The sequence below is a fragment of the Krasilnikovia sp. M28-CT-15 genome, from assembly GCF_047159595.1.
GTDB lineage: Bacteria > Actinomycetota > Actinomycetes > Mycobacteriales > Micromonosporaceae > Actinoplanes.
Map to the genome: position 1 here is coordinate 4742137 of NZ_BAAGAK010000001.1, position 26851 is coordinate 4768987.

Consider the following 26851-nt stretch of genomic DNA (forward strand, 5'->3'; position numbering starts at 1 on the left):
AGTCGAGCGGTGATCGGGGTCAGAGTGCGAACAGCGACCGGACCGCCATCCCGCAGCCGAGCACGACGATCAGCGTCGAGGTCAGCGACGGCAGGACCCGTCCGAATCGGGCCGTCCAAGCCCGGCCGCCGAGCCGGCGGGAAAGCACCGCACTCCAGCGGCTGAGTGCGAGTCCGATGCTGACCAGGGTGGCCGCCATGCCGGCGCCGTACGCGAGCACCAGGAGGACGCCGTACCAGGGTCGGTCGAACGCCATCGCGCCGAGCAGCACCACGACGGCTGACGGACTCGGCACGAGCCCGCCCGCGAAGCCCATCGCGACCAGCCCGCGCAGGCTCACTCCGCCGCCCACCCGGCCGTGGCTGTGGCCGTACGCGTGGTGTCTGTGGCCGTGCGCGTGGCCATGGTCGTGGCTGTGGTCGTGGCTGTGGTCGTGGCTATGGGCGGCGTCGGCCGACTGTCGGCGGCGCCGGACGGCCCGGCGTAGCAGGCCGGTGCCGACCGCGGCGATCAGCAACCCGCTGACGACCCCCAGCCAGCCGTAGAGCCGTTCCGGCGCGAACGTCAGCGACGTGGCGAGCACGACGCCGAGCACGAGCACGCTCATCGTGTGGGTCGCGGTGACCGTGAGGGCTATGACACCGGCCTGGCGTACGGTCCCGCGTTCGCCGATGAGCATTGCTGCCATCACCGTCTTGCCATGCCCGGGGGCGAGCGCGTGGCCCGCGCCCAGCAGGGCGGCCAGGGCCAAGGCGAGGACGGCCAGCCCGACGCTGAGGCGTTGCCGCCCGATGAGCCCGGTGAACGCGGCGGTGAGCCGGTCGACGCCCGGGCTCGACGCCCGGGTCCCCGGCAGTTCCGGCATCGCGGCGTTCGCGCCGGCGGCGGGGCGTGCCCGCATCGACGCCGTCCGCTCGTCCAACGCGGCGGCGCCCGCGGGATAGGCGCGCAACCTGTCGCTGCGGCTGGCGGCCGGGACACTGGAGTCGAGCAGTTGCACACCCTGGCCGACAGCGGCGACCTCCCGCCATCCCGGTCGGTCAGGGAAGGCGTCATTGCGGTACGCGATCTCCGTCTCCCGGTCCACCGCCACCGCCGCCCGTAGGCGGCACTCCAGGCGCAGCGTGGCCAGTCCGGCGGCGCCGGGCGGGAAGTCGATCCGGGTCGTGACCACCGACAGCGGTACGCGCCGACCGGCCACGTCCAGCCGGGCCTCGGCGGCCCGCGCGGCGCATGCCGTGACGGCGTACTGTTCGCCCTCGGCGGTGGTGACCGCGCCGTTGCGGTCGGCGTCCACCTGCTCGGTGCGGGCCTGGTAGGCAGGCAGTTCGGCCAGGTCCGCGACGTAGTCGACGGTGACCGCGTCCCGGCCGACGGTCAGGCCGGCGTACTGGTTGACGGTGAAGTTGCCCAGCGGGTGCGCCGCGGCCGGTGCGGCCGGCAGCAGCGCCGCCACGGCGCCGACACCCGCCGCCGCCCAGGCCAGCAGGCGGGCCTTCATCGTGCCCCGCCCAGTGACGCGAGCGTCCGCCGGGCAATCGGCGCATGCCGCACCGAGAAGTGCGGGTTCATCCGCAACGCGGCCTCGAGGTCGGCGCGCGCCGCGGCCACCTGCCCGGCCGCCGCGAGGACCATGCCACGGTGGTAGCGCAGCAACGCGCTGCGGGTGCCCAGCCGCACCGCCTCATCGGCGTACCGGACGGCGTCCGCGGACCGGCCGGAGGCGTGCAACGCCCAGGCGAGGGCGTCGGCGGCGGTGATGCTCGGCTGCCGGTCGTAGATCTGGCGGGCGGCGGCCAATGCCCGGGCGGGTTGTCGGTGATCGGCATCGAACAGGGCGACCTCCACGTCGGGGGCGACCCCGGCCGCGGCCTGCACCTCGCGGGCGACGCGGACCAGCCCGTACTGTTGCTCGGCGGCGCGCTCGTCGCCGGTGTCGGCGAGCAGGTCGCCCAGCTCGGCCGCGTACCCCGGCAGCGGCGCCACCGCCAGCACCGCGCGGTAGCCGGCCTGGGCACCGGCCCGGTCGCCGCGCGCCGCACGCACCTTCGCCTGCCCGACCCGCAGCGGCAGGTAGGACGGATCGCGGCGCAGTCCCTCGTCGAAGCGCTGCGCCGCGGTGGCCAGGTCGCCCGAACCGAACGCCAGCTCGCCGAGCTGATACAGCGCGAACGCGGCATCCGACGGCGACGCCGCGGCCTCCAGCGCCCGGTCCATCGTCGCCCGCGCGCGGTCGAGGTCGCCGCGCAACTCCCAGGCATACGACGCGCGGGCGTACGAGGCGGTGTCGGGGCGCAGGTCCACCATCTGCTGGACCGCCTGGAACCCCTCGTCGTAGCGGCCCAGCTCGACCAGCGCGTCGGCCACCACGCCGTACGCGCTCGCCCGGTAGGGATCTGCGGTCAGCGCGTCGCGGCCGTGGCGCAGCGCGGCGGTGAAGTCGTGCCGGGCGGCGGCGAGTGCGCCGAGCCCGGTCAGCGCCGGCGCATTGTCCTGCGGGCGGATCTGCAGCGACCGGCGCAGCGCCCGCTCCGCGCTCGCGTAGTGGGACGGGTCCGCGGTGGCCCGCGCCCGCTGCACGTACGCGGCGCCGAGCTCGGCCCAGGCGTTCCAGTCGCCGGGTAGTCGGCGCACCCGCTCCTCGAGCGGGGCCGTCCCGTCGCCGCCCGCCGTGGCGCTCACCGGCTTCACGGCGGCGCCCCGGCCGCCGCGCTCCGGCAGCAGTGCGCCGCCGGCCACGACTAACGCGACGGCGAGCACGCCGACGCTGATGATGATCGCACTGCGGCGCATGTGGTCGCCTCCTCAACGGTTGTGCCGCACCGCAGGCCTCGTCGCGTGCTCCGGTGCGTCCATCGCGTGCTTCGGAGCGGGTGACGGTTCGGATGGCTGTCCGTCGCTTTGCCGACACCGGACCCATCCAGCGCGGCTCCGGGTGCGAACTCCCACCGACATTTCCGCGGCGACCCGAGCAGGCCCGGGTCGCGGCTCAATCCGAGGGGGCACGACATGCACCACAGTCGACCTACGCGCCGAGCGTTGACCGCCGCTCTAGCGGTCACGGCGGTGGCAGCGGGGCTCGCGACACTCGCGCCGACCGCCGGTGAGGCGTCCAGTCACCGGGAAGCGCCACTGATCGCCGGCGAGCCGAAGCTCGACAACACGGACGTGTACGCGTTCGTCAGCCCGGACGCACCGGACACGGTGACGATCATCTCCAACTGGATTCCGTTCCAGGAGCCCAACGGCGGCCCGAACTTCTATCCGTTCGGCACGAAAGCCGCGTACGACATCAACATCGATTCCGACGGCGACGCGAAACCCGACCTGACGTACCGGTGGACGTTCACCGACAACTACCGCAGCCGCGGGACGTTCCTCTACAACACCGGGGTCGTCACGTCGCTGACCGACCCGGATCTGAACTTCTCCCAGACGTACCGGCTGGAGGCCATCACCCCGAAGGGCTCCACCGTCCTGGTCCGCAACGGCCGGGTGGCGCCGTCGCGGGTCGGCAACGGGTCGATGCCCGACTACGGCGCGCTCGCCGATGCCGCGATCACCGGGCTGCCCGGTGGCGGCAAGACGTTCGCAGGTCAGGTTGACGACGGCTTCTTCCTGGACCTGCGGGTGTTCGACCGGTTCTACGGCGGCGACTTCTCCGAGATCGGGCAGGACACGGTCGCCGGGTACAACGTCAACACGTTGGCGATCCAGGTGCCGAAGAACGTTCTCGCCCGCAACGGCAACGCGACCCGTAACCCGGTGATCGGGATCTGGAGCACGACGTCGCGGCAGCGTGCCGAAGTCGTGCGGGCCGACAACAGCCGGAAGCTGTTCGGCGGTTGGCAGCAGGTGTCCCGACTCGGCATGCCGCTCGTCAACGAGGTCGTCATCCCGGTCGGCCGCAAGGACGAGTTCAACGCGACGAAGCCCAAGGACGACGCCAAGTTCGCGCGGTTCGTCACGAATCCCGAGGTGCCGCGGCGCATCCAGGATCTGTACCGGATTCCGGCTCCGGCGACCCCGCGGACCGACCTGGCCGAGGTGTTCCTCAGCGGACTGTGCAAGGCCTGCGGCCCGGTCCAGGTGGACCTGAACTCGCAACGGCTGAACAAGGACGTCGACACGGCGAAGTTCAAGCTCAGCGAACAGCTCCGGCTGAACATGTCGATTCCGCCGACCGCCCAGCCCAACCGGCTCGGCGTGCTCGGCGGTGACCTTGCCGGCTTCCCCAACGGCCGCCGGCTCACCGACGACGTCCTGGACATCACGCTCCAGGCCGCCGAGGGTGTGCTGCTGCCCGGGCATCCGGCGGCGGTGGACGGCCTCGGGGACGCCGTCAATGCCAACGACGTGCCGTTCCGTGCCCGGTTCCCGTACCTGGCGCTGCCCAACGTGGCCGCGGTGAACCGGCACTGATCCCTGCGCCGGCTGGGCGTCGCGTCCCGCTACGCGGCGCCCAGCCGGCTCCACCTCTCAACCTGTGGGAGCGACCATGAAATACGCCGCCATCGCCACCGCCCTGACGCTGTCTCTCACCGTCGCCGGTGTGGTCAGCTGGCACACCCTGCGCCCCCGAGACCCGGCTCCCGAACTTCCGCCGCCGGGCGCGTTCCGCCCGGGCACCTGCCGGACCATCGCCGAGCCGGTGCTGTCGTTGGCCCGCCTGGCACACCGCGCCGAGGACCGCCCGACCGTCCCGGCAACCGACCGGGCAGAGCTGGCCAAGGCGCAGAACGTGTTGGTGTCGGCGCGGTCCGGTGCTGCCAAGGACCTGGCCGATGCGCTCGACGGCCTCGTCGTGGCCATCGGATACGCCCGGCTGCGCGTGGACTCCGGGACGTTCGAACCGTCCTACCTACGCGACGTGGACACTGCCCGGCAGAAACTCCAAGCGGCCTGCGTCGCTTGGCCGGGCGGCGGTGTGGAGGCCAGGATGCGCAGTGCCGCCTCGACCTTGGGTGCCAGCGGGCGTGGGTGACGCCGCACCCAGGCCAGTTCGGTGTGCGCGTCGCGCCCAGCGCGTACGCATCCAGCACGACCGCCGCCGTCGCTGCCGCCGCATCGAGCACCTTGGTCATCAGCACCACCGCGGCGACCACGATGGCTACGGTACGGCGGCGCCGGGCTTCTGGTGTGGAATGGATGGACCCGCACGAGGAGCGATGCCTGCCCCGGGCGGCCAGACAACCGGCCGCGGGACGGCGGCCAGCGTGCCGTCGTTGCCTCGCGGCAATGGCCTGCCGAATCACGCACCTACGCACACCCACCGACACGCGAACCGGCCGGAAATAGACGGTCTGCCATGCGATTCCTCGCCGCCCCACCATGCCCCGCGCTGCCCGAGGGCGGCGACCGGCTGTCATCCGCGAAGGGTGTCCGACGGTGAACACCCATAAGCCGCGCGGTAATAGCCCGCGAACCGGCCCAAGTGGGCGAACGCCCACCGATGCGCGATCGCGGTCACCCCGGTGCAGGACGGATCGGCTGAGCGCAGCTCGTCATGCGCGCGGGCGAGGCGAACCTGCCGCAGGTAGCCCATCGGCGAGACGCCCAGTTGCTCGCGGAAGCCCTGTTGCAGGGCGCGGGCGCCGACGTGGGCGGAGGCAGCCAGGGTGGTCAGCGTGTGCGGGCGGGCAGGGTCGGCGTGGATCGCGTCGACGGCCCGACGTATCGACCCTGGCCGGGACGCCCGAGCGGGTTCGTGCAGCGTCATCCGGTCGGGGTGGTCTGCGGCCAGCAGCAGCCCGCGCAGGATCGCGTCAGTCAGCGGCTGCAGCACCGCAGGCTGGGCTCCCAGTCCGTCCGGGTTGGCGGCCTCCTGAGCCACGGCGCGCACGAGCCGGGCCCAGCTACGTCCCGGCCCGGTGGCGAGGCCGATGCCGGGACCGAACCTCACCGGGCCGGTGATGCCGCGGCCGAGCAGCGCGCCCAGGGTGGACTCCAGCGCAAGCCGCTCGACGGTCACCATGTAGGACTCGCAACCGGATTCAGAGTACGAGTGCACCTCACCCTCGGGCTGATAGATTGCCGCGGCCGCGTTGCTGATTCCCGTTGAGACGCCGCGATGGTGCGAGCGGATCCGTCCGTCGGCGAACGCGACGGCATATCCCGTTTGCAAGTCCGGCACATGCATCCGCAGGCCGCTGGTGCAGCCTGCTCGGGCCACGCCCACGGGACCGCACGCCAGTTGGTCGTAGCGATAGCGATACGGACGATCGGCCGGCGTGAACTCCGCCGACACAGGTACCGCCACCCGCGCGAAGAACTCCTGGACGTCGTTGACATCCTGCGTCACGAACGAGAGGGCCACGACCTTCGGCGCAGACTCCATCCGCCGATTATCGGCCCCGAACGCGACCGCAGCCATCCGCCGCCAATCCGTGTGCGGATTTGGCACGAACCGGTTGCAAGCAGCAAATTTGGCACCCGGAGAGCAACGTCGTACGAAGGGAGGACCGATGGCACGCGGCACTCTCCGAGCTTCGTCCGACCAGGCTCCAAGGCGACCACCGCGAATCAGCGCGCCTGGGGGCGGGCCGACGCTTGCCGCATGTCGATCACGCCACGGGAGATCAGGCGATGCGTGGTTCCCGATCGTGGGATTGTCCGGGAGGACGGGGCAGGCAATAGCGCTGGGCCGCGTGATCACCGTCAGCCTCATGCCGAATGATAGGGCCGCTCAGACCAGCTCACCGCGCTTGCGGTGCAGGTAGGCGCGCTCGGCGGAGTTCTGGGTGGCGGCGATCGCGGCGTTGTACGCCTGTTTCGCCTCGGCGCTGCGGCCGAGCCTGCGGAGCAGGTCGGCGCGGGTGGCGTGCCATGCGTGGTAGCCGGTCAGGGGCAGCCTGTCGACCAGTGCGAGGGCGACGTCCGGGCCGTCCACTTCTGCGACCGCGACCGCGCGGTTGAGTGCGACTATCGGCGATGGGTCGAGCTGGGTCAGCTGGTCGTACAGCGCGACGACCTGTGACCAGTCGGTGTCCGGCGCCGTGGGGGCGTCGGTGTGGACTGCGTTGATCGCGGCGAGTATCTGGTAGCGGCCGGGCCGGTTGATCGCGAGGCATTCGCGGACCAGGTGGTGGCCCTCGTCGATCAGCGCGTGGTCCCAGCCGGCGCGGTCCTGCTCAGCGAGCGGGACGAGCTGCCCATTGCGTACGCGGGCCGCGCGCCGGGCCTCGGTGAGCACCAGCAGCCCGAGCAGACCGGCCACCTCCGGCTCGGGGAGTAGCCGGCGCAGGATCCGCGTCAGCCGGATTGCCTCGCCGGTCAGTTCGGCGCGCACCGGGTCGCCGTCGCCGGTGGCGAGGTAGCCCTCGTTGAAGACCAGAAACAGCACTGCCAGCACGTCGCTGAGCCGTCCGGGCAGGTCGGCGGCCTCGGGCACCCGGTAAGGCACCTTCGCCGCAGCGATCTTCTTCTTCGCGCGGGTGATCCGCTGCGCCATCGTGGTCTCGGGCACCAGAAACGCCTGCGCGATCTCGGGCACGGTCAGCCCGCCCAGCAGCCGCAGCGTCAGCGCGATCCGTGCCTGCGGTGCCAGCGCCGGGTGGCAGCAGGTGAACAGCAGCCGCAACCGGTCGTCCTCGACCGGACCGGTGGGCTCGTGGGGCGTGTCGTCGTGGTTCATGAGGGCCGCCTGATGCTTGGCGTCGCGCTGCTTCTCGCGGCGGATCCGGTCGATCGCGCGGTTGCCCGCGGTGGTGGTGAGCCAGCCGCCGGGGTTGGCCGGCACACCGGTCTCCGGCCACCTCTCCAGCGCGGCCACCAGGGCCTCGCCCGCCGCCTCCTCGGCGATGTCGATGTCGCCGAAGCGGCGGACGAGCGAGGCGATCAAGCGGCCGTACTCCTCGCGGAAGACCCGCTCCACGGCCGCCGTTTCGGGCTGCATCGATCCGTCCGGTCGCCGACTCAGGCGAGACCGTCGAACGGACGCACCTCGACCTTGCCCCGGCACGCCTTGGACCCCTCGGCCGCCAGCCTGAGCGCCACGTCGAGATCGGGTGCGTCGATGACCCAGAAACCGCCGATGACCTCCTTGGTCTCCAGGTAGGGGCCGTCGGTCATCTCCGGCGTCTCACCCTGGCCGTCCACCACGGTCGCCGTCGACGCCGGCGCAAGCCCTCCGGCGAAGACCCAGTAGCCCTCGGCGTGCAGCCTGTCGTTGAAGGCGCCGGTCGCGGCGAACGCCTCCTCCATCTCCTCCTTGGAGCCGTAGTTGCCGAACTCGGCCCGCTCAGCGGGGCCGTGCACGCTCAACAGGTAGTGCGTCATCGCAGTCTCCTCGGTTTCGGCGGTCCCGACGACCACCTTCCACCCCACCACGAACGGCACCGCGCCGATACGACAACCCGCCACAGAAATCTTGCGGTCGGGTTCTGATGGGCTACGCCGGCGTCACGGTCGGGACTCGCGCCCGGCCCGTCCCGGGTACAGCGTCACCGCGCATCAACCGGCAGAACATTTTTCTCGAGGCCTGTCGAATCCGTGGCTGCGCGTTCGTCGAGTGAGTGTGCGCGGGTCGCAACGAGCGGCCGCCGAAGCAAAGGAGCCCACCATGTCCACCGCCGCCCAGGCCCCCACCCACGTAACCCCCAGCGCGCCGGCCCCGGCCATCGAGCGACAGCCGCTCTGGAAGCACGGCCTCGCCGCGGCCGTCGTCGCCTCCCTGGCCACGACCGTCCTCGCGGCAGCCGCGTCGGCCGCCGGGATCTCGTTCGCCGACAGCACCGGCGCGAGCATCCCCATCGCCGGGTTCGCGCAGCTGACGCTGGTCTTCTCACTCGTCGGAGTCGCCATCGCCGCCGTCATGGCGCGCAAGGCACGCCGGCCGCGACGCACGTTCGTCCGGACAACGATCGCCCTGACAGCGCTGTCGTTCATCCCCGACCTCACGTTCGGGTTCGACACCGGCTCCGCGGCAACCCTGATCGCGCTGCACACCGTCGCCGCAGCGATCGTGGTGCCGACCCTCGCGGGACGGCTCGCCCACAGGCGCTGACCCGGCATGATGCCGATTGCCTTCGTCGTGACGGCATGTGATGTCCGCGCCGCACGGCGACACCGCATCCATGACGAACCTGGCCGCCGACCGCGTTATTGGGGGGTTCGCGCCGACACCGGGTACCAGCCGGCGTCGGCGCGGGGGCGGTTCAAAACCACATAGGCAAACGACAAGGCCCCGACCCGCATCACTGCTGGTCAGGGCCTTGATTCTGTCGGGCTGACAGGATTTGAACCTGCGATCACTTAACCCCCGGGCCGTTGAATCGTGGCGGTCACACCCTCGTGTCAACCCGGGACGTGGTCCACACCGGACCGCCATTGAGACCTCGGAAGGCCTTGGCGGTGGACCTGCCTCGTTCACCACTTGGCGTCCACGACAGATCGTGGTGGATCTTATTGCCGGTCTCACCCGCGGCGCCGCCGGAACCAAGCCCCGTCCTTCCCGGCGTTTGAGCCGGTCGTCAGCCTCCGAGACCGCTGCTGTAAAAGTGGCCGGGCAGCCGATCAGCGATCCACACGCCGAACAGGGCGACACCCAAGCCAATCAGGACCCATATCCAGGAGCCCCATCCAGCGAAGACCACCATGCCACCCGGCACGAGAGAGAACAGTCGCGCGTCCCTGATCTCGGCGGCGCGCCGTGCAGCGGCTTTCTCCTGGTCACGCAGTCGCGTCGAGGCGCGACCGATTTGCCGCCGAAGATCCCGGTATGCCGGGGACTGCGGGTTCAGGGACGCGAGCCGTCCCTCAGCTTGCTGGATTTTCCCGCGTAGATCACCGATGGCATCGCTGCCTGACTCGGCGTTGATCACTGCCTCCTACCCCTCTGACAAACGGTCGGGCCGGTGCCGTACCAACGACCGTGATACCTCCATCGTATGACGACGTGATCGTGCCGTGGCTTAGCCAGGGCGTCCATCGAGATCATCACAGGCTTGACTTACAGGAGCTTCACGCCGCCCCCCGTTATGCGGCCGCGGCCGGCATTCCGAGAGGTCGGCGTGGTCACTCCCGCGCAGCACCGGCCACGGCACGCCAGCAGGTGGGGCGCCGAGCGCAGCAGGCCACCGACACGACTGCGGGCCGGGTCTGGGTGGCCTGCCTCGCTGTTCAGCGTCGCAAAGGCTGGGTTCCGGCGCCGGTCGAGTTGCGGCGACGGTTGGTGGTGCCGGAGAAGGACCCGGCTTGGCGAATGGGGCATGGCCCGGGATCACCGCGGCGTCTCCCTCGAAGATCAGGGACCCTTCGACTGGCGGCTACACCGGCCCGTAGGGCCATCCGGTGGTGTGACCCACCAGCTCGCTGACCACCCGATGGAGATCCTGGGATGGGCCTGGTGCTCTCGGTCCTCGTGGCCCTGTCCGCGATCCGCCTGGACCGCCCGCAAAGCCCCGGCAAGCACGACCAGCCCCCTGCCATCTCGCCCAGACCATGTGTCGTCGTATCGCCCGCCCGCTTTGCGATCTTTCGATCGGTGGTGGGCGGACTGCGGTGACGATCCGCCTCCGGGATGATGTCCGGCTATGGTCCGGCCGCTGGGTCTGGTTGAGTTGGTAGCACCGGGCGCAGATCCCGCACTGGGTGTCCACCTGGCGATCAACAGGTGGGCGGCGACACCCAGTGCACCAGAACGATTCGGCCCCGTACCTGGCGTCCGCCCGGCGCGGCGGCGTATATGGCGGGCTCACCTGGGGTCGCGATGCCGACGGGATGCCGCGCAGTCTGGAGGGGGGTCATGATGCCGGGCCAGGACGCCACCGGGCACCGGATGACGGAGGCGCAGGTCGGGGCGCTTCCGGCGCCCGTCACCCGGATCCGCACCCGGGATCCGGACGAGCACTATGCCTGGCTCGCGGACCGCTACCCGGACCACCCGCGCCGGGTCCGGCCCCGGGCGCGCGGGTTCGAATTCGCCACGGAGTCCGCGCAGCGCGGCGGCCTCGCCGTCGCCGATTTCCGGTACGCCGCGGCGACCGGCCACGTCGAGTGGCCTGCCCTGCCCTATGTGGTGGCGGGACACGTGTACTCCGGGCGGTGGCTGATGCGCTGGCACGGTACGGAGGTGGGAGTGGGCGAGAACGGTGTGTTGCTGATCCCGCCCGACGGCTGCGCCATCATCAACGACTGCTGCTGGAACGGCACCGTGCGGGTGAACCTGGACGTGCTGCTGCGGGTGGCCCGGGAACAGACCGGACTGGACCCGGCACAGGTGCGCTTCACCGGCGTGCAACCGATCTCCCCGGCCGCCCAGCGGCACTGGCAGGCCACCGTCGACTTCGTCCGGCGCAGCCTGTATGCCGACATGCTGGCGGCGCCGCTGGTGCTTGCCGCCGCCGAGGAGGCGGTCGCGGCCAGCCTGCTGACCGTCTTCCCGAACACCACCCTGACCACCGAGGTGCGCACGCCCCGCGACCCGGCGGTCCCGGCACCGGTGCGCCGGGCGATGGCGTTCATCGACGCCCACGCCGGTGACCCGATCACCCGGACCGACATCGCCGCCGCGGCCCGGGTGCTGCCCCCCACCCTGCGGGCGGCGTTTCGCCGCCACCGCGACACCACCCCCACCGCCTATGTGCGCCGGGTCCGCCTGCAGTGCGCCCACGAGCAACTACTGGCCGCGCAGCCCGGCGATGGCACCACCATCACCGCGGTCGCGGCGCGGTGGGGCTTCCCCAGCCCGTACCGCTTCGCCGCCTACTACCGGCAGGCGTACGGCCAGCCGCCGGGCCAGACCCTGCGCACCGGCCACCTGATTCCGAGGAGGTAGGCGGCATGGATCCCACCACCGTCACCCGGGAACCGCAGCGGTACCGGTTCGAATTCGCCACCACCGACCCCGACCAGGCCGGGGCCTACCTGAGCACCGCGCATGCCACCACCACCATCAAAGGTGCGCGCCACACCTACCGGTTCCGGCACGTGCGGCTCGACGCCGGAACATTCTCCTTCGACACCCTCGACCACCAGGCGAGCACCGACTACGACTGTGGGCCCTTCCCGGTGGTCTCCGTCGCCCGGGTCCATCGGGGGCTGCGCACCGACCGCGACCTCGGCGAGTGTCTCGGCCCGGGCGGCCTGGTCCTGCACGCCCCGCCCAGCCGGCGCTACCACCTGCGGCAGGAATCAGTGTTCTGGTCACTGATCAGCATGACGCCGCAGGCCGTCGCCGAGGCGGCCCGCAACCGGCCCGACGACCCCGCGCCCCGGCTGCGATTCACCTCGACGCGCCCCGCCAACCTGGCCGCCGCCCGCGGCTGGCTCCACGTGGTCGGCTACATCACCGACAGCCTCAACAGCGCCCCCGGCTTCATCGCCCATCCCCTCCTGGCCGGCCCCATGACCCGGCTGCTCGCCGCGAGCTTGCTCGCCACCTTCCCGAACACCTGCCTCGCCGAGCCGCACCACCACGACCGCACGGACGCCACCGGCACCACCCTGTCCCGCGCGGTCGCGTTCATCGAGTCCAACGCCGATCTCGACATCACCGCCGTCGACATCGCCCGGGCTGCCCGCGTCAGCGTCCGCGCCGTCCAACGCGCCTTCCGCCGCCACCTCGACACCACACCCACGGCCTACCTACGCCGGGTCCGGCTCGACCGCGCCCACCAGCAGCTCCTGGCCGCGCAGCCCGGAGACGGCACCACCATCACCACGGTCGCCGCCCAATGGGGCTTCCCCAACCCCGCCCGGTTCACCAACGACTACCACGGCACCTACCGCCAACCCACCCCGCCACATCTGCCGACTGGCAACCACTAGTCGGGGCCTGAGGCTCGGCTCCTTGAGCCCTGGCGGCGCCTGCCCGCCTATGTGGACGCGCCGGGAGGCGCGCCGAGCACCTGTCGAACACAGTTCAGCAGCTCCTCGGGCGTGAACGGCTTGGTCACCACATCGCAGACCTCCGGGAGCTGCTGGCGGACCCGATCGGGGGTCGCGGAGCCGGTCACCATCATCACCGGGATGGCCGACAAATCGTCATCGTCGTGCAGCAGTAGGTAGGCGTCGAAGCCGCTCATGCCCGGCGGCATCTCGCCGTCCAACAAGATCAGGTCCGGACGGCGCTCGCGAACCTGCGCAATTGCGGCCGCCCCGTCGTTGACGGTGACCACCGTATGCCCGACACCCTGCAAGATCCGCGAGATCAGTCGACACATCGCCGGGTCGTCGTCTGCGGCAACGATAACTGCCATCCAGGTCCTCCAACATCTGGCACAGGTAAGGACCACCCAGCCTCACATGCGTGACAGCAGGAGTGATCTTGGCGCGCGCGACCCGGTTCAGTGAATACCGGACGGTAGCCGCATTCGGATCGGCGGCACGGTGACGCCGATCCGAACGGCCAAGATGCGCTCTGACCCGCCCCATGTTTGCGCTACCTGCGGAAAGGGACCGCATCGGACCACCACCAGGCCCCCATTGACGTGTGGGCGCGTTCTCTGGGGGTCGTCGGGGCCTGCCTGCGCTTTCTTCCAGCTCAAGTGCCGCCTGCGACCGTCGCGATCACCACAGGTGTGGTGCAACGGCAAGGAGCGGGATTCACCTGATCCGGTGCGGATCCGTTCTGTACCAGGCAGGGGATTCGTCCACTTGGCCGCCGCTCAGGGTGTTGCTGGCCGGGTCTTCTCAGTTCCGCGGTGCGAGGTCGCCGAAGAAGTAGGAGGCTGTGACGCCGCCGTCCATGAGAAGGTCGCTGCCGGTGATGTAGCCGCCGTCGGGGCCCATGAGCAGGGCAGCGACGGTGGCCACTTCGTCGGGGGTGCCGGCGCGGCCGGTGGGGCTGTTCTCGATCATGCGCCGATAGCCCTCGCCGCGTGGTCCGGTGAGCTCGTCAACGGCCAGCGGCGTGATGATGATGCCGGGACTGATCGTGTTGACGCGTGCGCCGCGCTTCGCCCAGCGCACCGCTTCGGCCATGACGCGCAGCGAGTTGCCCCGTTTGGCCAGCTGGTAGGCGTGGAGCGTGTCGCTGACCTGGTCGGGCTGGAGCATGGGCAGCTTCAGCAGTTCCTCCGCGGGGGTGGTGGCCAGCGCGGTGTTCTGCTCGGGGGTGAGCGCGCCGAGTCGGTGTCCGGACTGGGAGGCGATGACGACGCCGGCGCCGCCGGCAGCGATGACGTCACCGAACTCCTCCAGCACCACGGCGGTGCCGTACAGGTCGACGGCGAGGATGGCGTCGGGCGGCGCCTGGCTGGGTGAGACACCGGCAGCGTGGATGAGGCCGGTGATGTCACCGAGACTGGTCGCGGTCTGCACGAGCCCGTGCACCGACTCCCGCGACGAGACGGATCGCCCGCCGCTGGTCCATCGCGGTGTACGCGTCGGCGACATAGGGCGCTGGGTCTGGTGCGTCAGGTGCGTCAGGTGCGGGCGTAGGGTGTGCGAGTTGAGCTGCCACAGTGCTTGGCTGGGGCCGTTTCGGTGGGATGGCCGGCGGTGCAGCGGTGCTGGCCATATGAATGCCGATGGCCTATCGGCGGGAACTCCCCGCACTTTGCCTCCCGGGCATGGCTGCGTCCTCGATAGGGTGGCTGCCATGAGGATCCCGACCCTGGTCAAGACCGCTGCCGCGGTCACCGCCGCCGCGTTCGCCGGCGCGGCGGGCACCGATCCGCGCTCGGACTGGTACGAGGGTCTCGAGAAGCCGTCGTGGCAGCCACCGCCGCGAGCGTTCGGTCTGGTATGGACGCCGCTCTACGCGCTGATCGCGGTCGCCGGTGCCCGGGTGCTTGACCGTACCAGCGGTGCGGAACGCCAGGCGTTCCGCCGCGCGTACGCGCAGAACCTGGCGCTGAACGCGGCCTGGACCCCGCTGTTCTTCGCAGCGCGGGCGCCGGTGGCCGCGCTCGCCGACGTCGTCGCGCTCAACGTGTCGAACGCCTACCTGCTGCGCCGAGCCTGGCGCGCCGACCGGACGGCCGCGGCGTGCCTGGCGCCGTACGTGGCGTGGACCTACTTCGCAACCGCGCTGAACACCGCGATCGTGCACCGCAATCGGATCGGGGAGCCGCTCCCCGGCCAGCGCTGAGGCGACGCCACAGGCGGACCGCCCCGGGGGGTGCGGTCCAGGATGCGGGTCCACCGCACCGTCTGAGTCTCGGCCAGGTTGTGGCCGTACAAAAGATCGCGTCGCAGTGCTCGATGTCGGTGTATGAGCCGGGCTGCCCGTCCGCTGTCCCAGCCTTCCGTGCCATCACACGATGGCCCGGTTCGCTCAGTCGATGACGGCGTCGATGGCCTTTTTCAGCGCGGACGGCTGGGCCGGGGTGCGTGGCGCCTTGGCCCGCATCTGCTGCATCCGTTCCCCGAGTTCCTGCAGTTGTTTGCGGCCGAGCCCTTCGCGGACCTTCGGGAACCAGTCGCTTTCCTCTTCCGCCATGTGGTGGGTGACGCTCTCGATCAGCACGGTCGCCTTGGCCTCGAACCGTTCGTCGTCCGGGTCCATCGCGTGCAGCTCCATGCAGAGCAGGTCCGCGACGTGATGCTCCTCGTACGACTCGAGCACGTCGTCCTCAAGGTCCGGCAGCAGCTTGCGCACCTCGGGATACATCACCTCGTTCTCCAGATAGGTGTGCACGGTCAGCGCCTCGATGATCTGCCTGACCAGCTCGCCCTTGCGCGCGTTGGCGTTGTCGCCGGCGCCCTGGAAGTCCCGGAACAGCTTGCGCATGTCCTTGTGGTCGTCTTTGAGCAGCACGATGGCGTCGGTGGACATTCCGATCCTCTCTGATCGTGAGAAGGAGTGACTCGGTGGTGCGGCCGGTACGCCAACCAGTACCCGCACCCACCGGGGTGTACACGTCCCTCGGCGCCGGAAGCGGCACCCGGCGGCGCAGCGCGGCCTCGAGGCGGCGCTCCGCCGCCTCCCCCAGAGCTAGACCGACGGCTGCCACTCCCAGCCCTCGTCGACGTCCTCGAAGCCCCGTAGTGCAGCTCGTAGCAGACGTGCAGAGTCAGCTGCAGGTCCTCGGCGGCGAGCGGGTCGCCGCCGGCACCGAGAATGGCGGCAGGGTGCTCCGGCAGCTCGCGCGGACCACCCACCAGGGCCTGCCCGAGGGCGGCCGTGACCGGCCCCGGACTGAGGAACCTGGATGGCCGCCAGACCCCCAGCCACCTCGGTTACGGGCAGTCGGCTGTCCCGGGGGGCATCCGGATTCTGCCCGTCGAGCACCCCCAGCAGGCCGGCAACGGCCAGGACACGGCGCACGACGCCGTGAGCACCGGTGACACGAAGCGCTGTGCCGCGCTCGGCGCCGGCTCAGCTAACCAGCGGCCCGGTGAACCGGCCATCATCGCCGCACGGCCCGCGGACAGTCGATCAACGACAAGGAAATTCGCCGTTCGCGACGCGGCTTGCTCAAGTCCACCAGCACGGAACGGAAAGCCGGCGACCGCGCACCGGCACGGTATGGGTCGCGCCCGGCCTACAAGGCCCCCGACGTTTACCGGCATCGGATACCGGAAACCTCACCGTCCACCAGTTCTCCGTGGAAGGACGATCCTGATGGGCATCATGTACCGCAGCCGCAAGAAGTTCGGACCTTTGATCCTGAACTTCACCCAACGAGGACTCTCGTCCTGGTCCATCAAAGTCGGCCGCTGGTCCTGGAACTCCAGGACGCGGGCACACCGCGTAGACCTGCCTGGTCCCCTGTCATGGAAGCAGGACAAAGCCTAGGCCTGATCATGACGTGGCCACCTGCCGGTCCCTGACGAATCGCCCGAGCAAAGCAAGCAGAATTCGCCCAGCGCTGCCGGGCACATAGCGGTGCCAGAAGGTCACCGGCCCGCGTGGGCCTTCGAGACGGATCTCCAGGCGCCAGATCACGGTGTCGCTGGTGCTGTCGTCCCGGACGCCGCTGACGGTACCGACGGTGCGTACCCATGAGTGTGCGCGTCGTGCCGCCCTCAACAACGTGCGTAGGCGACAGCGGCGAGGTCCGCCAGCTGGAGAACCGGTCCGAGAATCTTGCCCAGCCGTGCCTTCTTCCCAGCCGTCGGTGGACCATCCGCGGGTCTGCGACATGTTAGCGATCTTGGTCGGCGGCTGAGCAGCGAGCCAGCAGCCGCCATCCAGGAGGCCAAGCGGTTCACCTCGGTACGGAGCACCCGCCGGTCCGGCGGGTGCTCCGTACTGAGGTTGGCGCAGGATCCGTGTGGCCGGTGCCCACGGAAGGGGGATCAGTACCAGTATCTGCGGCCGGCGATCGGGCGGCCGACCGCGCCCAGGATCCAGAATGCCGCACCCACGATCAACAGGATGATGCCGATCGTGTACAGGATCGACACATGCAGGAATATACCGAGCAACAGGAGAATAAGGCCCAGGATCAGCACGGGTAGCTCCATTCTCGCTTCGGTGTCTCCGAGCGCGGACGCCAGATACCCCATGCCGCCTTCCATCAATCACGGTCGTCGCGCTGGGGTGCCGAACCAATTTCGGCCCGCGCGCCGCGTGATGGGCCGTGACCAGGGCGTGCACGCCCAGTGGAGTCGAAGAAACCGACGCGCGCAACATCCACGGCTCCTCGTGGCTTACCGCTGATCCCGGGCGGCGAGGTCACAATCGCCGTGCCGGACGGCCGTGACCCGGCCCTCCCCCATCCCGGAGTGCCCGAACCCCGTCGGACCAGCCCTGGTGCGCCGGGTGTGCGCAGTGAAGCGGCGGGGTAAAGGCTCCGCACACCGCTGCCGAGAGAGCGAGTCCGCGATGGTGATGCAGCTCAGGCGCGGCGGGAGAACCTGCCCCCGTCAAGGCGGCGCCCACGTACGCTCGCGAACATCCGGGGCATGGCGAACTGAATCACTCGCCGCGCACCACACCTCAATGATTCAGGATCGTTCATGGACGAAAAGCCAGCCCGAGACGCCGCACCGGATTGCTGCGGCACCTCACATCCCACGAAGGAATCAACGCAGATGACCCAGGGAAATAGTACGACGGCCGGCTCTCTTCGCATCTCACCACTCCCCTTGGAGGCAGCAGAACTGAACGTCTGGACCCTGATGACCGCTACCCAGCTTCGCGACCTGCGCGCAGACCTGATCGCGGCGCTGAACGAGCACACACCCGCCGCGAACTCACGCCTCGCCGACATCCCGGAGCGGATGGTCCTGGTGGCTACCGAACTCGCCACCAACGCCCTCAAGCACGGCCTCCCACCCACCATCGTGCGACTCCTGCGTACTCGGAACGAGTTCGTGCTCGACGTCGCCGACCATGACCCGACCACGTCTCCCGAGTTCACCGAGACACGGCCGGTCGACGGAGGCGGCCGGGGCCTGCACCTGGCGCGGGCGTTCGCGCTCGATGTCGGGTGGTATTCCGCAGACAGCACCAAGCACATCTGGGCCGCCTTTCCCATCGTTGATGCCGACGCGGACGCGAGCTGAGCTGACGACTCACGCGGCAATCGGTGTGGCAGACGAACGCGGTCAGATCCGTCGTACTTGGGGCAGCTACTTTGGTCTCTTCCGGTGATGCTTCGCCCATCGTCGACTGCGCGCGGGCCATCATATCGACGGGCAGCGCGAAAAGGGGCGACACTTGACCGCGGTACCAGGCCGTCCCTCCAACCCTGCCTGGCCGGCTCGGCACGATCCGCGTCGCGGCTACGGCGTGAGTACCACGTTGATACAGCCGTCCTGCTTGTGCTTGAAGATCTCGTACGCATGCGGCGCGTCGTCCTGCGGCAGCCGGTAGGTCACGAAGGGAACCCTTCGCTCGCTGTCGCCGCCGACCTGGAACGCCCTCACCTCGAGGTCACCATCCCCGGCAGCGGCGTGCAGCTGTACCTGACTCCCGGGCAGGCCCGCAGCTTGCCGCCGCCGTGGACCTGATGCAGGCCCCGACGGTGGCGGCCACCCGCCCGGACGACGGCGAGGACGACGACGAGTGAGCTGACGAGGCGAGGCGCCGCCGGCTACCTCGTCCGGCGGCGCCTCGCTCCGTCATCCGGCCATGCGTCTGCAGCCGAAGCAGCGGGGAGACCAGGCGGGCGGCGCGCACCCGCCCAGTCTCCCAGGGCAGCGGGCCGGTCAGAGACCGAGAATGCGGTTCAGGATGTCGCGGTAGCCCCGGAGCTGCACCCGCAGCGCCTCGGTGTCGTCGCTCTCGCCGCCGAGGCTGTCCTTGCGCGACCGCAGGCCAGCGGTGAGCTTGTCGACGGCCTCCTCGACCAGCGCGGCGGCCTCGGCCGTGGCCTCCTTCGGGCTGTCGACGAAGCGGAGCTGCACGTCGCGCCACCGTTCCTGGAGGCCCTGGGTGTCGGCGGCGGCGAACAAGGTGCCCGGCTGGTCCGCGGCGGGCGCGATCACCGGGGCCACCTCCTTCGCGTCCCGGGGTCCGCCCTCGTCCTCGGGCGCCGGCGCCGAGGCGGGCCGCCGGTCGTCGTCGGCGTCGTGGACCTGCGGGTCCTCGACGGCACCACGGTCGTCGAGGGCCACGTCGACCGGGCCGTCGTGCGAGCTCCCGGTGATGCCGGACGGATAGGTGGTCGTGTTGGACTCCGACGGCGACTCGACCGCCCTCTCACCGGGCGCGACGCTGCGGTCGTCGGCCGCGCCGGTGGCGGCGTCCGTGTCCCGATCCGTGGCGTCCCTCCGATCGTCGATCGGATTCGCCGTCGCGGACGCGGCGACCACGCCCCCCACCGTCGAGGCGCCGGAGGCGGTCGGCTGCGGGCCGGGCTCGTGGAACTGGGTGCGGTCGGGGTCGTCCTCCCGGTCCGGACCCAGGCGGCCCCGGTCGGCGCTGTCGCGCGCCTCGTCCGCCGGAGCGTCGGACCAGGGCGAGGATTGCCGCTGGCCCGGCACCGCCACGGGCTCGGACTGCACCCGCTCCGGGCGGTCGCCGGGCGCCGCGTCGTCGGTGGACTCGGGGGCGTCGTTGGAGAAGAAACGCATCGTCGGACTCCTCAGCGGCTCGTGGCGTCGGGACGGGAAACCGCGACATCGCTGTCGTGGTCATTGACCTTCTGGGACGGGACGTTCGGCTCGGTGCCCGGGGCCGTGGCGCCCTCGGACCGCACCGGGTTCTCGCCGAGCAGGTCGGCGAAGAGGGCGCGGTAGTGCACCAGGGCCTGCCGGAGATCCTCGGTCTCCGCCTCGCCGTTGCGGCTGCGCTCGCTGATCGCGTGGGCGTCGCGGTAGTGCTCGAGCGTGCGCGCGTGCTCGACGGAAAGCGTGGCGAGTTGCTCGTCGTAGTCGCCGGTGGGGTAGCCGCGCTCGGCGATCAGCCGGGTCACCAGCTCGTCGGCCGTCGCCACGGCCTGCTCGGGCGCGTCCACGAACTGGATCTGCACTTCTTCCCACGCGACCGAGTAGCGCGCCTTGTTCTCCGCAGACAGCGGCTTGAGCTCGAGCTCGGCGTGCCGCTTGCGGCGCTCCTCGAGCTCCCGCTCGCCCGCCGTACGGCTGTCCGCGTCGCCGACGACACGGTCGTACTCGGGTCCGAAGGTCTTCTGCAACTTCCTGCGGCGGCTGGCGCGTACGCCGAACACGATCGCGGCGATCACCAGCAGCACGACGACGATGAGAATGATCACGAGTGTGGGGGACATCGGGCCGCCTCCTTCTTCGCCTGCTGCTATTCCCACCCACCCAGGGTCGTCAATCCTCCAGGCTGGACGCGCCTGCACTTGAGCCGTTCCAGAAACCCGAAGGCCGGCCCTGCCGGCCTCACCGCCCAGCGGGTCGCCACCGATCGGGCCGCGGCCGACTACCGGCGTACGGCCGGCAGCGCCGAGGCCCGCCGCCTGAACGCGACCGCGCGGCCTTGCCCGGCCGAGTCCTCACTGGTCGCCACGGCCCGCTGTGCACTGGGCCGCCGCCGCGATCCGGCTGCTCTACGCCCAGCCCATCAGCCGGATCACCCGACTCACCATCGACTACGTCATCCACGACCGCGACCACCAGGCCGGGACCCGGGTATGCCCGACCCGAAGCCGTCCCGCGTGGCGGGAAGGACGGTGCTCCCCGTGGTTGGGTCAACCAGCGCGGTGCCGGCCCTGCCCTTCGTCGAGGTGGCGCCCGCCGGGTGAGGCTGGGCCGGGGTCCGCGGGCAGGGCGATGTTCGTCGGCGCCTCGGCTGCGCGCGTGTCCCACCGCGGCACCGCGGACGACCGAGGCACTCTCGCACCCGAGTCGACCAGTGGGACGTACACCCGGGCGTCCACGGCCTCGGCCAGCAGCAGCGCCGCGACCAGCGCAGTGGGCCGCTCGGCCGGGTTCCGGTGCAGGCAGCGCGAGCAGAGGTCGAGAACCTCGGGGGCGAGCCCCTCGATGTGCGGCAGCGGTTCGGGGTCGAGCCGCTTCTGTGCGTCTATCAGTTCGGTGTGGCTGGCTGCCGGCCAGGGCAGCCGCCCCGAGAGGCAGTGGTACAGCAGCACACCGAGTGAGTACATGTCGGACGCTGGGGTCGCAGCCAGTCCAGAGAAGCGTTCCGGGGCGGCGTAGGCCGGTGTGCCCATGACTGGGCCGTCGGGGTCCGGGTCGTGGCTGCCGACCGCGGCCGCGATGCCGAAGTCCAGCACCTTCGCCCCAGCGGGGGTGAGCATGATGTTCGCGGGCTTGATATCGCGGTGCACGACGCGCTCCGCGTGGGCCGCAGCGAGGGCCGCGGCGACCTCGGCACAGACTCGGACCGCGATGCGCCAGTCGAACGGCCCGGCGCCGAGATGCTCGCCCAGCGTCTGCCCTTCGACAAGCTCCATCACGATGTACGGCACTTCGCGGTCCGGCGTCGGCGAGGTGCCGAAGTCGTGCACCCCGGCAACGTTGGGGTGCACGAGACGCGCGGCGGCCCGGGCCTCGGCGTGGACCAGTTCGGCCCCGCCGGTTTCGCCGAGAGTGCCCGCGACCGCCGGCGCCATGAGCTTGACGGCCACCGGCCGGTCGAGCACCCGGTCGTGCCCGCGCCACACCTCGGACATGCCACCAACACCGATGCGCCGTTCGAGCTGATACCGCCCGCCCAGCGTCTTCATCTGCCGCTCCCTGTCACCCCGCGTCGTGGTCGCAGGGCCCGGTACCCTCACAGCCAGCAGCACAAACGCGGTGCACGGCCAACTGCGGGGTACTAGCTGATCTATGAACTGTGCGCCGTGGCCGCGGGCTATTCGAAGCCTTTGCCTTCTTCTGGCTTGCCGGCTTGGTGCAGGCGGCGATGTGAACGTCGCGGCCGGTCTGCTGCTGGCCGGCCAGCGGAGGACCCTGGACGCCGAGCCGCGTCCTCGCCCGAATCCGCTTCCGTACTGACTCAGATGAACTGAGCGATACCCGCCTCAGGCGGCGCGGACGATCGCCTCGGCAACCTGCCGAAGTTCGTCGAGGTTGGGCTCGAAGCCCGCCGCAATGTCGGGGTGCAGTGCGGCGCGGGTCCGCTCCAGCAGCATCGCGGTCACCGCGTCCACCGGCTCGCCGGCGTACTCCGCTGTGACCTCGTCGGTCGCGGCCCGCAGGGCCGACGTCAGCTGATCCTCGAGCGGCAAGCGGAGCTTCTCCTCGACCGGGTTCAGTGATGCCGGGTCCAGAGTGATCTGCGGTTCCAACATGGGGCTCCCTCACGACGGCGACAGCACTACCCGTTTTACCCGTGCATGCCGCGCCGTCAAACCCGCTATGTAGTCGGCGGGGCTGCGATATCCGAACGCGGCGTGGCAGCGGCCGCCAATGCGCCAAGCCCCCTTGCCGGATGCCTCCTCCCGGTCGTCAGGGATGGGTGACGGTGCCCGACCCCGCGCACAGAACCCCGGCGACTGGAAGGCAGCGAGAGGCAATCGTCAACACCCTCCCAACCCACGCGCCGGTAGCGTCCCCGGCGTGAAGCAACTCCGTTGCCGACCTCGGCTTCGGCCACTGTGAGCAGCCGCTGCGCCCTGCGCTGCGCGATACCCAGGTGGCGGGCCAGCTCGACGCCGAGGCCACACCGATCGCGCCCGCCCACCTCGCTCCGGCCAGCAGCTCGGCGACGATCTGGAGGCGGGGATCGTCGGCGTACGGGTGGGGTTTGCGGGGGCCGGTGGTGCCGAGGTGCAGGCCGCCGCTGCGGTCGATTACCTCGGCCGGGAGATCACGGTGCCAGCGCAGGACCGCGTCGGCCGCATCAGCAGTCGAAGAAGGAGAAGCTACGCCCTACCCGACGGCGTCTCGAAAGCGACCCGGTCGCTTCGCAGCGATGCTCCGTCGCGAGCGGTAGCGAGGCGCCAGCACCGACGGGTAGGTTGCTTGCCTCGAAGCGGCGGCACCGAGGGTCTGGCCCATATATCCGGCATGAGGGGATTTGGGGTCAGTGCCTGCGGCGCGATGCTGTGACGGGGGTCACGTCAGGCCGCATGAACGCGGGCCAGGCCATCGGGCAATAACAGGTGTGTACGCGATGACAGACGACAGCGAGTTCGTCGCCGATCGGCCACCGGCCAGCGGCGAACGGCCCCGCTTGGACGGGCCGGACCCGGCGCAGGCTTTCGGAGCGATCTTCGACGCCTATGCCCGGCCCCTGCACCGGTACCTGGCCCGGCGGGTGGGTCCGGAGACCGCCAACGACCTGGTCTCGGAGACTTTTGTCGTCGCGCTCCGTGAGCGCCATCAGTACGACCCGACTCGCGCCAACGTGCGGTCCTGGTTGTATGGGATCGCGACGAATCTCCTGCGCCGACACGTGCGGCAGGAAGTCCGCGGACTCCACGCTGCCGCCCGCGCCGCGGGAACCGTCGAACACCACGACCCCGGGGAGCACAGCCGAGTGGTCGAACGGGTCGACGCTGCGGCAACCGCGCGCCGGCTCGCCGGTGCGCTCGCCGCGTTATCCGACGGCGACCGTGACGTGCTGCTGCTGGCCTGCTGGGCCGAGATGGACGGCGCCGAAATCGCGGAGGCACTCGGCATCCCGGCCGGCACCGTCCGCTCACGGCTGCACCGCGTACGCCGCCAACTCAAGGCCCGGCTCGCCGCACCCATCGATCACAGCACGCCTACACAGGCACGAAAGGAGGACTGAGAAGTGCCCGAACACGACAACCTGTACCGGATGTGGCCAGAGCAGGATCTCGATGCCGCACTGGCCGCGTTCCGTTCCGACGTGCCCACCGATGAACGTGCCTTGGCCGCCGCACGCGCCGATCTCATGGCCGCCGCTGGAGCACCCAACAACGGCAGGAGGCCGATGACCGTCATTGAGCCATCCACGCCCACCATCACCGACTCGCCACGCATGCAGACCCACCGCCCCCGCCGCACCCGGCGGTGGGTGATGTGGACCGCAGCGGCAGCCGCGGTCGCTGCCGGCGCCCTCGTGGCACCGTCCCTGCCCCTCGGTGGCCGAGCACCGATCGACAGCGCCGCCGCTGCCGTGCTTACCACCGCCGCCGCGAAGATCGACACCAGCGACCGGCCGATTCAGCCCGGCCAGTACCGCTACCTGGCCAGCCATCGCTGGAATACGACGTTCCTGACCTCACCGAACGGCAAGAACCTCGCGTACATCAGCGAGAAGCTTGACGAGGTGTGGGTGCCCTCGGTGTGGTCGCAGCAGTGGATGACACGAAGCACCACCACCGGAAAATACAAGTGGATCGTTGGGACCGAGCAGGAAGCCAAGGCCGCCGGCGTGCAGCCCGAACGGGCGGAGCAAGGTCCGGCCCAGGTCGCCCCGTGTGGCGACTTCAACGCCAAGGATGACGGTCGCCGGCCCTGCGTCGGTTTGCCAGCTGGTGGATGGCAGACGCCGACCGAGGAGTGGATGGCTGCCCTCCCCCGCGATCCGCACAAGCTCCTCGAGCGGCTGCGGGCTGACGCACCCGGCGCAGAAGAGGGCAACGACCGCGGCGACGTCGAACTGCTCGTCTACGCCGCCGACGCGCTGCGCACCGGGCTGCTACCCGCCGACCTCCGCGCCGCTCTGTACCGGGCGCTCGCCCTCGTGCCCGCCCTCAAGGTCGTGGAGTCCTCCGCCAACCTGGACGGCCGTATCGGCACCGCACTCGGCATGGACACCGACGGCGAGCGACACGACATCCTCATCGACCCCGCCACCGGCGAATTCATCGGCGAACGCCAGACCAACACCCGCGCCGCCGACGGCGTCAAAGCCGACACGACCACTTCCTACACCGCCGTCAGCACCAGCACCGTGCACAAGATCGGAGCCACGCCCCGCGCCTGATCCACCGCTGATCCGCAAGGTTTCATCGATCAGTGCAAGGCCCAAAGCAGTGAGTGGTCTCGCCCATGCTCGCGTCCCACGAGCACGTCGGGGGTGACGGGCGTCGGTGTTGCGCCAGTGCAGGCATCTCTGCACTTCACGGCCCTGAACGGTGTGGTCGGGCGGTTCGAGCTCGGCCGCGCGACTGCGTAATCATTCGTCCGCACCACGTGGCGCTTTGCGCGTGTGTCACTTCGCGGCCGAAATCCTGCTCATTCGAAGCTCTTTCGAATGGCACGGTTTCTGCCGCCTACCCTGCCCCCGGCAAGCGATCGACGACTATCAGAAGGAATTGCATGACTGATCGAAATCAATTGCTGACTACCTACAGCGGCTCGTTGGCGGCCGCATTCCTCATTAGCCTGGTCGCCCGGCCAGCGGTCTCGCCGGCGCTACACAAGCGAGCGGTGCGGTAATGCTCATGACATCCCTCGCACGAGCCACCGACGCCTCCCCAATCCGGCGAACATCCGCCACGCCTCTGCCATCACTGACCGGCCTTCGTTGGATCGCCGCGTTTCTGGTCTTCGGTTTCCATCTGCACGTTGTTGAGTACTTCGCGCCCGGCGTTGGCGCGGATCTTGTCTCGGCATTCTTCCGGTCCGGTTCTGTAGGGGTTTCGTTCTTCTTCATCCTTTCCGGCTTCGTGTTGATGTGGGCCTCTCCATGGACCGCGTATCGCCGCTTCTGGTGGCGCAGGTTCGCCCGCGTCTATCCGTTGCATGCGGTGACAGCGCTGGTCGCACTCCTGTTCCTTTTCGTCTGTTCGCGAGACGACCTTCCTTCCGGCTCAGTGCTGGTGGCGAACTTCGGCCTCGTTCAGTCCTGGGTGGACGACGTCGCCTACTACCAGAGCCTGAACACGGTCAGTTGGACGCTGTCCTGCGAGGCGTTCTTCTACTTGATCCTTCCGTTCCTGGCCGCCGGCATCTCCCGGCTGAGGGTCGGCGGATCAGTCGCCGTTGCGCTCGGTGCATGGGTGGTCTCCCTCGGGGGCCCCGCAGTGGGCAGGTTGCTGTTCGAACCGGATTCGGTGCGTTGGTTCTTCCACTGGACACCAGCCGGCCGCCTGCCCGAATTCGTCTGCGGCATCGCCGTCGCGTGTGTGGTCCGGCAGGCCCGATCACCGCAACCGCACCATCTCACCAGGCTCTGGTATCTGGCGACAGGGCTGACCATAGGCGGTTATCTGCTGTCGACACACGTCCCCGAACCGTACAGTCTTGCCGCGTGCACGATGCCGGGATTCGGGCTCGTCCTGGCGGTCGCCGCCATCTCGGACCTGCAGACCCGCTGGACTCCTTGGCGCAACGCGGTGATGGTGCGGCTCGGGGAGTTGTCTTTCGCCTTCTATCTCGTGCACATCATCGTCGTCCGTGTCCTTGAGGTGGTCATCGGATTCCACCCCCAGCTCGACAATGTGCGTGCGGTAGAACTCACCGCGCTTACCTTCTTCCTGTCCTTGGGTGCAGCCTGGCTGCTCAACATCGGGGTGGAGCGGCCGCTCCACAGTCGACTGCTGCGGTGGTACAGCGGCAGCAAGTGAATCGTGCGACCCGTCCAACAGAGCCTGACCCAACAGGACCACCTCCGCCGCAGCCCAAAGCGCTGGGCATCCCGGTGGGGCATTGTCCGCTCTCATCT

27 protein-coding genes and 1 pseudogene are annotated in these 26851 nt (G+C 70.0%); 12 read left to right on the forward strand and 16 right to left on the reverse strand.

Going from position 1 to position 26851, the window contains the following annotated elements:
* Nucleotides 1–19: 19 nt before the first annotated feature.
* Both ACMCNO_RS21595 and ACMCNO_RS21600 read right to left on the reverse strand, forming a co-directional pair.
* The gene (locus ACMCNO_RS21595) at nucleotides 20–1501 is read right to left on the reverse strand and encodes a nickel/cobalt transporter (protein WP_412751276.1); all 1482 of its coding nucleotides are present in this window, start codon (nucleotides 1499–1501) and stop codon (nucleotides 20–22) included.
* Nucleotides 1498–2793 carry a tetratricopeptide repeat protein gene (locus ACMCNO_RS21600; RefSeq protein ID WP_412751277.1) on the reverse strand — a complete coding sequence of 432 codons (1296 nt, stop codon included), beginning with the start codon at nucleotides 2791–2793 and terminating at the stop codon, nucleotides 1498–1500. Before ACMCNO_RS21600 ends, ACMCNO_RS21595 begins: the two co-directional genes overlap by 4 nt.
* A 246-nt stretch (nucleotides 2794–3039) precedes the next feature.
* On the opposite strand from ACMCNO_RS21600, the gene ACMCNO_RS21605 reads away from it, so the two are divergent.
* Nucleotides 3040–4422, forward strand: a complete 1383-nt coding sequence (locus tag ACMCNO_RS21605; protein WP_412751278.1) for a DUF4331 domain-containing protein — start codon at nucleotides 3040–3042, stop codon at nucleotides 4420–4422.
* Between the two features lie 76 nt (nucleotides 4423–4498).
* A complete protein-coding gene (locus ACMCNO_RS21610; protein ID WP_412751279.1) occupies nucleotides 4499–4984 on the forward strand; it encodes a hypothetical protein in 486 nt (161 codons plus the stop codon).
* A 381-nt stretch (nucleotides 4985–5365) separates the two neighbouring features.
* Here ACMCNO_RS21610 and ACMCNO_RS21615 read toward each other — a convergent pair whose 3' ends face one another.
* The 3 genes from ACMCNO_RS21615 to ACMCNO_RS21625 form a co-directional block, all read right to left on the reverse strand.
* Nucleotides 5366–6373 (reverse strand): AraC family transcriptional regulator, encoded by a 1008-nt coding sequence (locus tag ACMCNO_RS21615; protein ID WP_412751280.1) that lies wholly within the window; start codon nucleotides 6371–6373, stop codon nucleotides 5366–5368.
* A 312-nt stretch (nucleotides 6374–6685) separates the two neighbouring features.
* Nucleotides 6686–7894: an RNA polymerase sigma factor gene (locus tag ACMCNO_RS21620; protein ID WP_412751281.1), complete on the reverse strand. Its 1209-nt coding sequence runs from the start codon at nucleotides 7892–7894 to the stop codon at nucleotides 6686–6688.
* A 20-nt stretch (nucleotides 7895–7914) separates the two neighbouring features.
* Nucleotides 7915–8277 (reverse strand): YciI family protein, encoded by a 363-nt coding sequence (locus tag ACMCNO_RS21625; RefSeq protein WP_412751282.1) that lies wholly within the window; start codon nucleotides 8275–8277, stop codon nucleotides 7915–7917.
* 283 nt (nucleotides 8278–8560) lie between these two features.
* On the opposite strand from ACMCNO_RS21625, the gene ACMCNO_RS21630 reads away from it, so the two are divergent.
* Nucleotides 8561–9004: a DUF6069 family protein gene (locus ACMCNO_RS21630; protein ID WP_412751283.1), complete on the forward strand. Its 444-nt coding sequence runs from the start codon at nucleotides 8561–8563 to the stop codon at nucleotides 9002–9004.
* A 466-nt stretch (nucleotides 9005–9470) separates the two neighbouring features.
* On the opposite strand, the gene ACMCNO_RS21635 is transcribed toward ACMCNO_RS21630, so the two are convergent.
* Entirely contained in the window at nucleotides 9471–9821 is a 351-nt protein-coding gene (locus ACMCNO_RS21635) for a hypothetical protein (RefSeq protein ID WP_412751284.1), read from the reverse strand.
* A 515-nt stretch (nucleotides 9822–10336) separates the two neighbouring features.
* On the opposite strand from ACMCNO_RS21635, the gene ACMCNO_RS21640 reads away from it, so the two are divergent.
* The 3 genes from ACMCNO_RS21640 to ACMCNO_RS21650 all read left to right on the forward strand — a co-directional run bounded on the left by ACMCNO_RS21640 (nucleotide 10337) and on the right by ACMCNO_RS21650 (nucleotide 12768).
* A complete protein-coding gene (locus ACMCNO_RS21640) occupies nucleotides 10337–10504 on the forward strand; it encodes a hypothetical protein (protein ID WP_412751285.1) in 168 nt (55 codons plus the stop codon).
* 240 nt (nucleotides 10505–10744) lie between these two features.
* Nucleotides 10745–11776 (forward strand): helix-turn-helix transcriptional regulator, encoded by a 1032-nt coding sequence (locus ACMCNO_RS21645; protein WP_412751286.1) that lies wholly within the window; start codon nucleotides 10745–10747, stop codon nucleotides 11774–11776.
* A 5-nt stretch (nucleotides 11777–11781) separates the two neighbouring features.
* The gene (locus ACMCNO_RS21650) at nucleotides 11782–12768 is read left to right on the forward strand and encodes a helix-turn-helix transcriptional regulator (protein WP_412751287.1); all 987 of its coding nucleotides are present in this window, start codon (nucleotides 11782–11784) and stop codon (nucleotides 12766–12768) included.
* A 47-nt stretch (nucleotides 12769–12815) separates the two neighbouring features.
* Here the strand turns inward: ACMCNO_RS21650 and ACMCNO_RS21655 are convergent, their stop codons facing one another.
* Both ACMCNO_RS21655 and ACMCNO_RS21660 read right to left on the reverse strand, forming a co-directional pair.
* On the reverse strand, nucleotides 12816–13199 hold the full coding sequence (locus ACMCNO_RS21655) for a response regulator (RefSeq protein ID WP_412751288.1): 384 nt from the start codon (nucleotides 13197–13199) through the stop codon (nucleotides 12816–12818).
* A gap of 433 nt (nucleotides 13200–13632) precedes the next feature.
* Entirely contained in the window at nucleotides 13633–14544 is a 912-nt protein-coding gene (locus ACMCNO_RS21660; protein WP_412751289.1) for an SDR family oxidoreductase, read from the reverse strand.
* Between ACMCNO_RS21660 and ACMCNO_RS21665 the strand changes: the two genes are divergently transcribed.
* A complete protein-coding gene (locus ACMCNO_RS21665; RefSeq protein ID WP_412751290.1) occupies nucleotides 14543–15034 on the forward strand; it encodes a TspO/MBR family protein in 492 nt (163 codons plus the stop codon). The two genes, ACMCNO_RS21660 and ACMCNO_RS21665, sit on opposite strands and share 2 nt — an antisense overlap.
* 186 nt (nucleotides 15035–15220) lie before the next feature.
* Here the strand turns inward: ACMCNO_RS21665 and ACMCNO_RS21670 are convergent, their stop codons facing one another.
* Nucleotides 15221–15721, reverse strand: a complete 501-nt coding sequence (locus ACMCNO_RS21670) for a hemerythrin domain-containing protein (RefSeq protein ID WP_412751291.1) — start codon at nucleotides 15719–15721, stop codon at nucleotides 15221–15223.
* A 789-nt stretch (nucleotides 15722–16510) separates the two neighbouring features.
* Between ACMCNO_RS21670 and ACMCNO_RS21675 the strand changes: the two genes are divergently transcribed.
* The gene (locus ACMCNO_RS21675) at nucleotides 16511–16684 is read left to right on the forward strand and encodes a DUF4236 domain-containing protein (RefSeq protein ID WP_412751292.1); all 174 of its coding nucleotides are present in this window, start codon (nucleotides 16511–16513) and stop codon (nucleotides 16682–16684) included.
* Nucleotides 16685–17187: 503 nt separating this feature from the next.
* On the opposite strand, the gene ACMCNO_RS21680 is transcribed toward ACMCNO_RS21675, so the two are convergent.
* Entirely contained in the window at nucleotides 17188–17397 is a 210-nt protein-coding gene (locus ACMCNO_RS21680; RefSeq protein ID WP_412751293.1) for a hypothetical protein, read from the reverse strand.
* A gap of 453 nt (nucleotides 17398–17850) precedes the next feature.
* Between ACMCNO_RS21680 and ACMCNO_RS21685 the strand changes: the two genes are divergently transcribed.
* Nucleotides 17851–18399, forward strand: coding sequence for an ATP-binding protein (locus ACMCNO_RS21685; RefSeq protein ID WP_412751294.1), 549 nt, complete (start codon nucleotides 17851–17853; stop codon nucleotides 18397–18399).
* 219 nt (nucleotides 18400–18618) lie between these two features.
* Here the strand turns inward: ACMCNO_RS21685 and ACMCNO_RS21690 are convergent, their stop codons facing one another.
* From ACMCNO_RS21690 to ACMCNO_RS21715, 6 genes and pseudogenes are all read right to left on the reverse strand, one after another.
* Complete coding sequence (locus ACMCNO_RS21690) at nucleotides 18619–18762, reverse strand: hypothetical protein (RefSeq protein ID WP_412751295.1); 144 nt, start codon at nucleotides 18760–18762, stop codon at nucleotides 18619–18621.
* Between the two features lie 282 nt (nucleotides 18763–19044).
* The gene (locus ACMCNO_RS21695; RefSeq protein ID WP_412751296.1) at nucleotides 19045–19911 is read right to left on the reverse strand and encodes a hypothetical protein; all 867 of its coding nucleotides are present in this window, start codon (nucleotides 19909–19911) and stop codon (nucleotides 19045–19047) included.
* 11 nt (nucleotides 19912–19922) lie between these two features.
* Nucleotides 19923–20567, reverse strand: coding sequence for a hypothetical protein (locus ACMCNO_RS21700; RefSeq protein ID WP_412751297.1), 645 nt, complete (start codon nucleotides 20565–20567; stop codon nucleotides 19923–19925).
* 426 nt (nucleotides 20568–20993) lie between these two features.
* Entirely contained in the window at nucleotides 20994–21992 is a 999-nt protein-coding gene (locus tag ACMCNO_RS21705) for a serine/threonine-protein kinase (RefSeq protein WP_412751298.1), read from the reverse strand.
* A gap of 297 nt (nucleotides 21993–22289) precedes the next feature.
* Nucleotides 22290–22559, reverse strand: a complete 270-nt coding sequence (locus tag ACMCNO_RS21710; protein ID WP_412751299.1) for a hypothetical protein — start codon at nucleotides 22557–22559, stop codon at nucleotides 22290–22292.
* Nucleotides 22560–22849: 290 nt separating this feature from the next.
* Nucleotides 22850–23046, reverse strand: a pseudogene (locus tag ACMCNO_RS21715) (hypothetical protein); the annotation flags it as partial.
* A gap of 337 nt (nucleotides 23047–23383) precedes the next feature.
* Here ACMCNO_RS21715 and ACMCNO_RS21720 point away from each other — a divergent pair.
* The 3 genes from ACMCNO_RS21720 (at nucleotide 23384) to ACMCNO_RS21730 (ending at nucleotide 26753) form a co-directional block, all read left to right on the forward strand.
* Nucleotides 23384–24004 (forward strand): RNA polymerase sigma factor, encoded by a 621-nt coding sequence (locus ACMCNO_RS21720; protein WP_412751300.1) that lies wholly within the window; start codon nucleotides 23384–23386, stop codon nucleotides 24002–24004.
* A gap of 3 nt (nucleotides 24005–24007) precedes the next feature.
* Nucleotides 24008–25168, forward strand: coding sequence for a CU044_5270 family protein (locus ACMCNO_RS21725; RefSeq protein ID WP_412751301.1), 1161 nt, complete (start codon nucleotides 24008–24010; stop codon nucleotides 25166–25168).
* Nucleotides 25169–25628: 460 nt separating this feature from the next.
* Entirely contained in the window at nucleotides 25629–26753 is a 1125-nt protein-coding gene (locus tag ACMCNO_RS21730; protein WP_412751302.1) for an acyltransferase family protein, read from the forward strand.
* Nucleotides 26754–26851 lie beyond the last annotated feature (98 nt).

Excerpts from the sequence above, each read along its gene's own strand:
- ACMCNO_RS21595 (WP_412751276.1), bottom strand. The coding sequence starts at position 1,501 with ATGAAGGCCCGCCTGCTGGCCTGGGCGGCGGCGGGTGTCGGCGCCGTG.
- ACMCNO_RS21600 (WP_412751277.1), bottom strand. The coding sequence starts at position 2,793 with ATGCGCCGCAGTGCGATCATCATCAGCGTCGGCGTGCTCGCCGTCGCG.
- ACMCNO_RS21610 (WP_412751279.1), top strand. The coding sequence starts at position 4,499 with ATGAAATACGCCGCCATCGCCACCGCCCTGACGCTGTCTCTCACCGTC.
- ACMCNO_RS21615 (WP_412751280.1), bottom strand. The coding sequence starts at position 6,373 with ATGGCTGCGGTCGCGTTCGGGGCCGATAATCGGCGGATGGAGTCTGCG.
- ACMCNO_RS21620 (WP_412751281.1), bottom strand. The coding sequence starts at position 7,894 with ATGCAGCCCGAAACGGCGGCCGTGGAGCGGGTCTTCCGCGAGGAGTAC.
- ACMCNO_RS21625 (WP_412751282.1), bottom strand. The coding sequence starts at position 8,277 with ATGACGCACTACCTGTTGAGCGTGCACGGCCCCGCTGAGCGGGCCGAG.
- ACMCNO_RS21630 (WP_412751283.1), top strand. The coding sequence starts at position 8,561 with ATGTCCACCGCCGCCCAGGCCCCCACCCACGTAACCCCCAGCGCGCCG.
- ACMCNO_RS21640 (WP_412751285.1), top strand. The coding sequence starts at position 10,337 with ATGGGCCTGGTGCTCTCGGTCCTCGTGGCCCTGTCCGCGATCCGCCTG.
- ACMCNO_RS21645 (WP_412751286.1), top strand. The coding sequence starts at position 10,745 with ATGATGCCGGGCCAGGACGCCACCGGGCACCGGATGACGGAGGCGCAG.
- ACMCNO_RS21650 (WP_412751287.1), top strand. The coding sequence starts at position 11,782 with ATGGATCCCACCACCGTCACCCGGGAACCGCAGCGGTACCGGTTCGAA.
- ACMCNO_RS21655 (WP_412751288.1), bottom strand. The coding sequence starts at position 13,199 with ATGGCAGTTATCGTTGCCGCAGACGACGACCCGGCGATGTGTCGACTG.
- ACMCNO_RS21665 (WP_412751290.1), top strand. The coding sequence starts at position 14,543 with ATGAGGATCCCGACCCTGGTCAAGACCGCTGCCGCGGTCACCGCCGCC.
- ACMCNO_RS21660 (WP_412751289.1), bottom strand. The coding sequence starts at position 14,544 with ATGGCAGCCACCCTATCGAGGACGCAGCCATGCCCGGGAGGCAAAGTG.
- ACMCNO_RS21670 (WP_412751291.1), bottom strand. The coding sequence starts at position 15,721 with ATGTCCACCGACGCCATCGTGCTGCTCAAAGACGACCACAAGGACATG.
- ACMCNO_RS21675 (WP_412751292.1), top strand. The coding sequence starts at position 16,511 with ATGGGCATCATGTACCGCAGCCGCAAGAAGTTCGGACCTTTGATCCTG.
- ACMCNO_RS21680 (WP_412751293.1), bottom strand. The coding sequence starts at position 17,397 with ATGGGGTATCTGGCGTCCGCGCTCGGAGACACCGAAGCGAGAATGGAG.
- ACMCNO_RS21685 (WP_412751294.1), top strand. The coding sequence starts at position 17,851 with ATGGACGAAAAGCCAGCCCGAGACGCCGCACCGGATTGCTGCGGCACC.
- ACMCNO_RS21695 (WP_412751296.1), bottom strand. The coding sequence starts at position 19,911 with ATGCGTTTCTTCTCCAACGACGCCCCCGAGTCCACCGACGACGCGGCG.
- ACMCNO_RS21700 (WP_412751297.1), bottom strand. The coding sequence starts at position 20,567 with ATGTCCCCCACACTCGTGATCATTCTCATCGTCGTCGTGCTGCTGGTG.
- ACMCNO_RS21705 (WP_412751298.1), bottom strand. The coding sequence starts at position 21,992 with ATGAAGACGCTGGGCGGGCGGTATCAGCTCGAACGGCGCATCGGTGTT.
- ACMCNO_RS21710 (WP_412751299.1), bottom strand. The coding sequence starts at position 22,559 with ATGTTGGAACCGCAGATCACTCTGGACCCGGCATCACTGAACCCGGTC.
- ACMCNO_RS21720 (WP_412751300.1), top strand. The coding sequence starts at position 23,384 with ATGACAGACGACAGCGAGTTCGTCGCCGATCGGCCACCGGCCAGCGGC.
- ACMCNO_RS21730 (WP_412751302.1), top strand. The coding sequence starts at position 25,629 with ATGACATCCCTCGCACGAGCCACCGACGCCTCCCCAATCCGGCGAACA.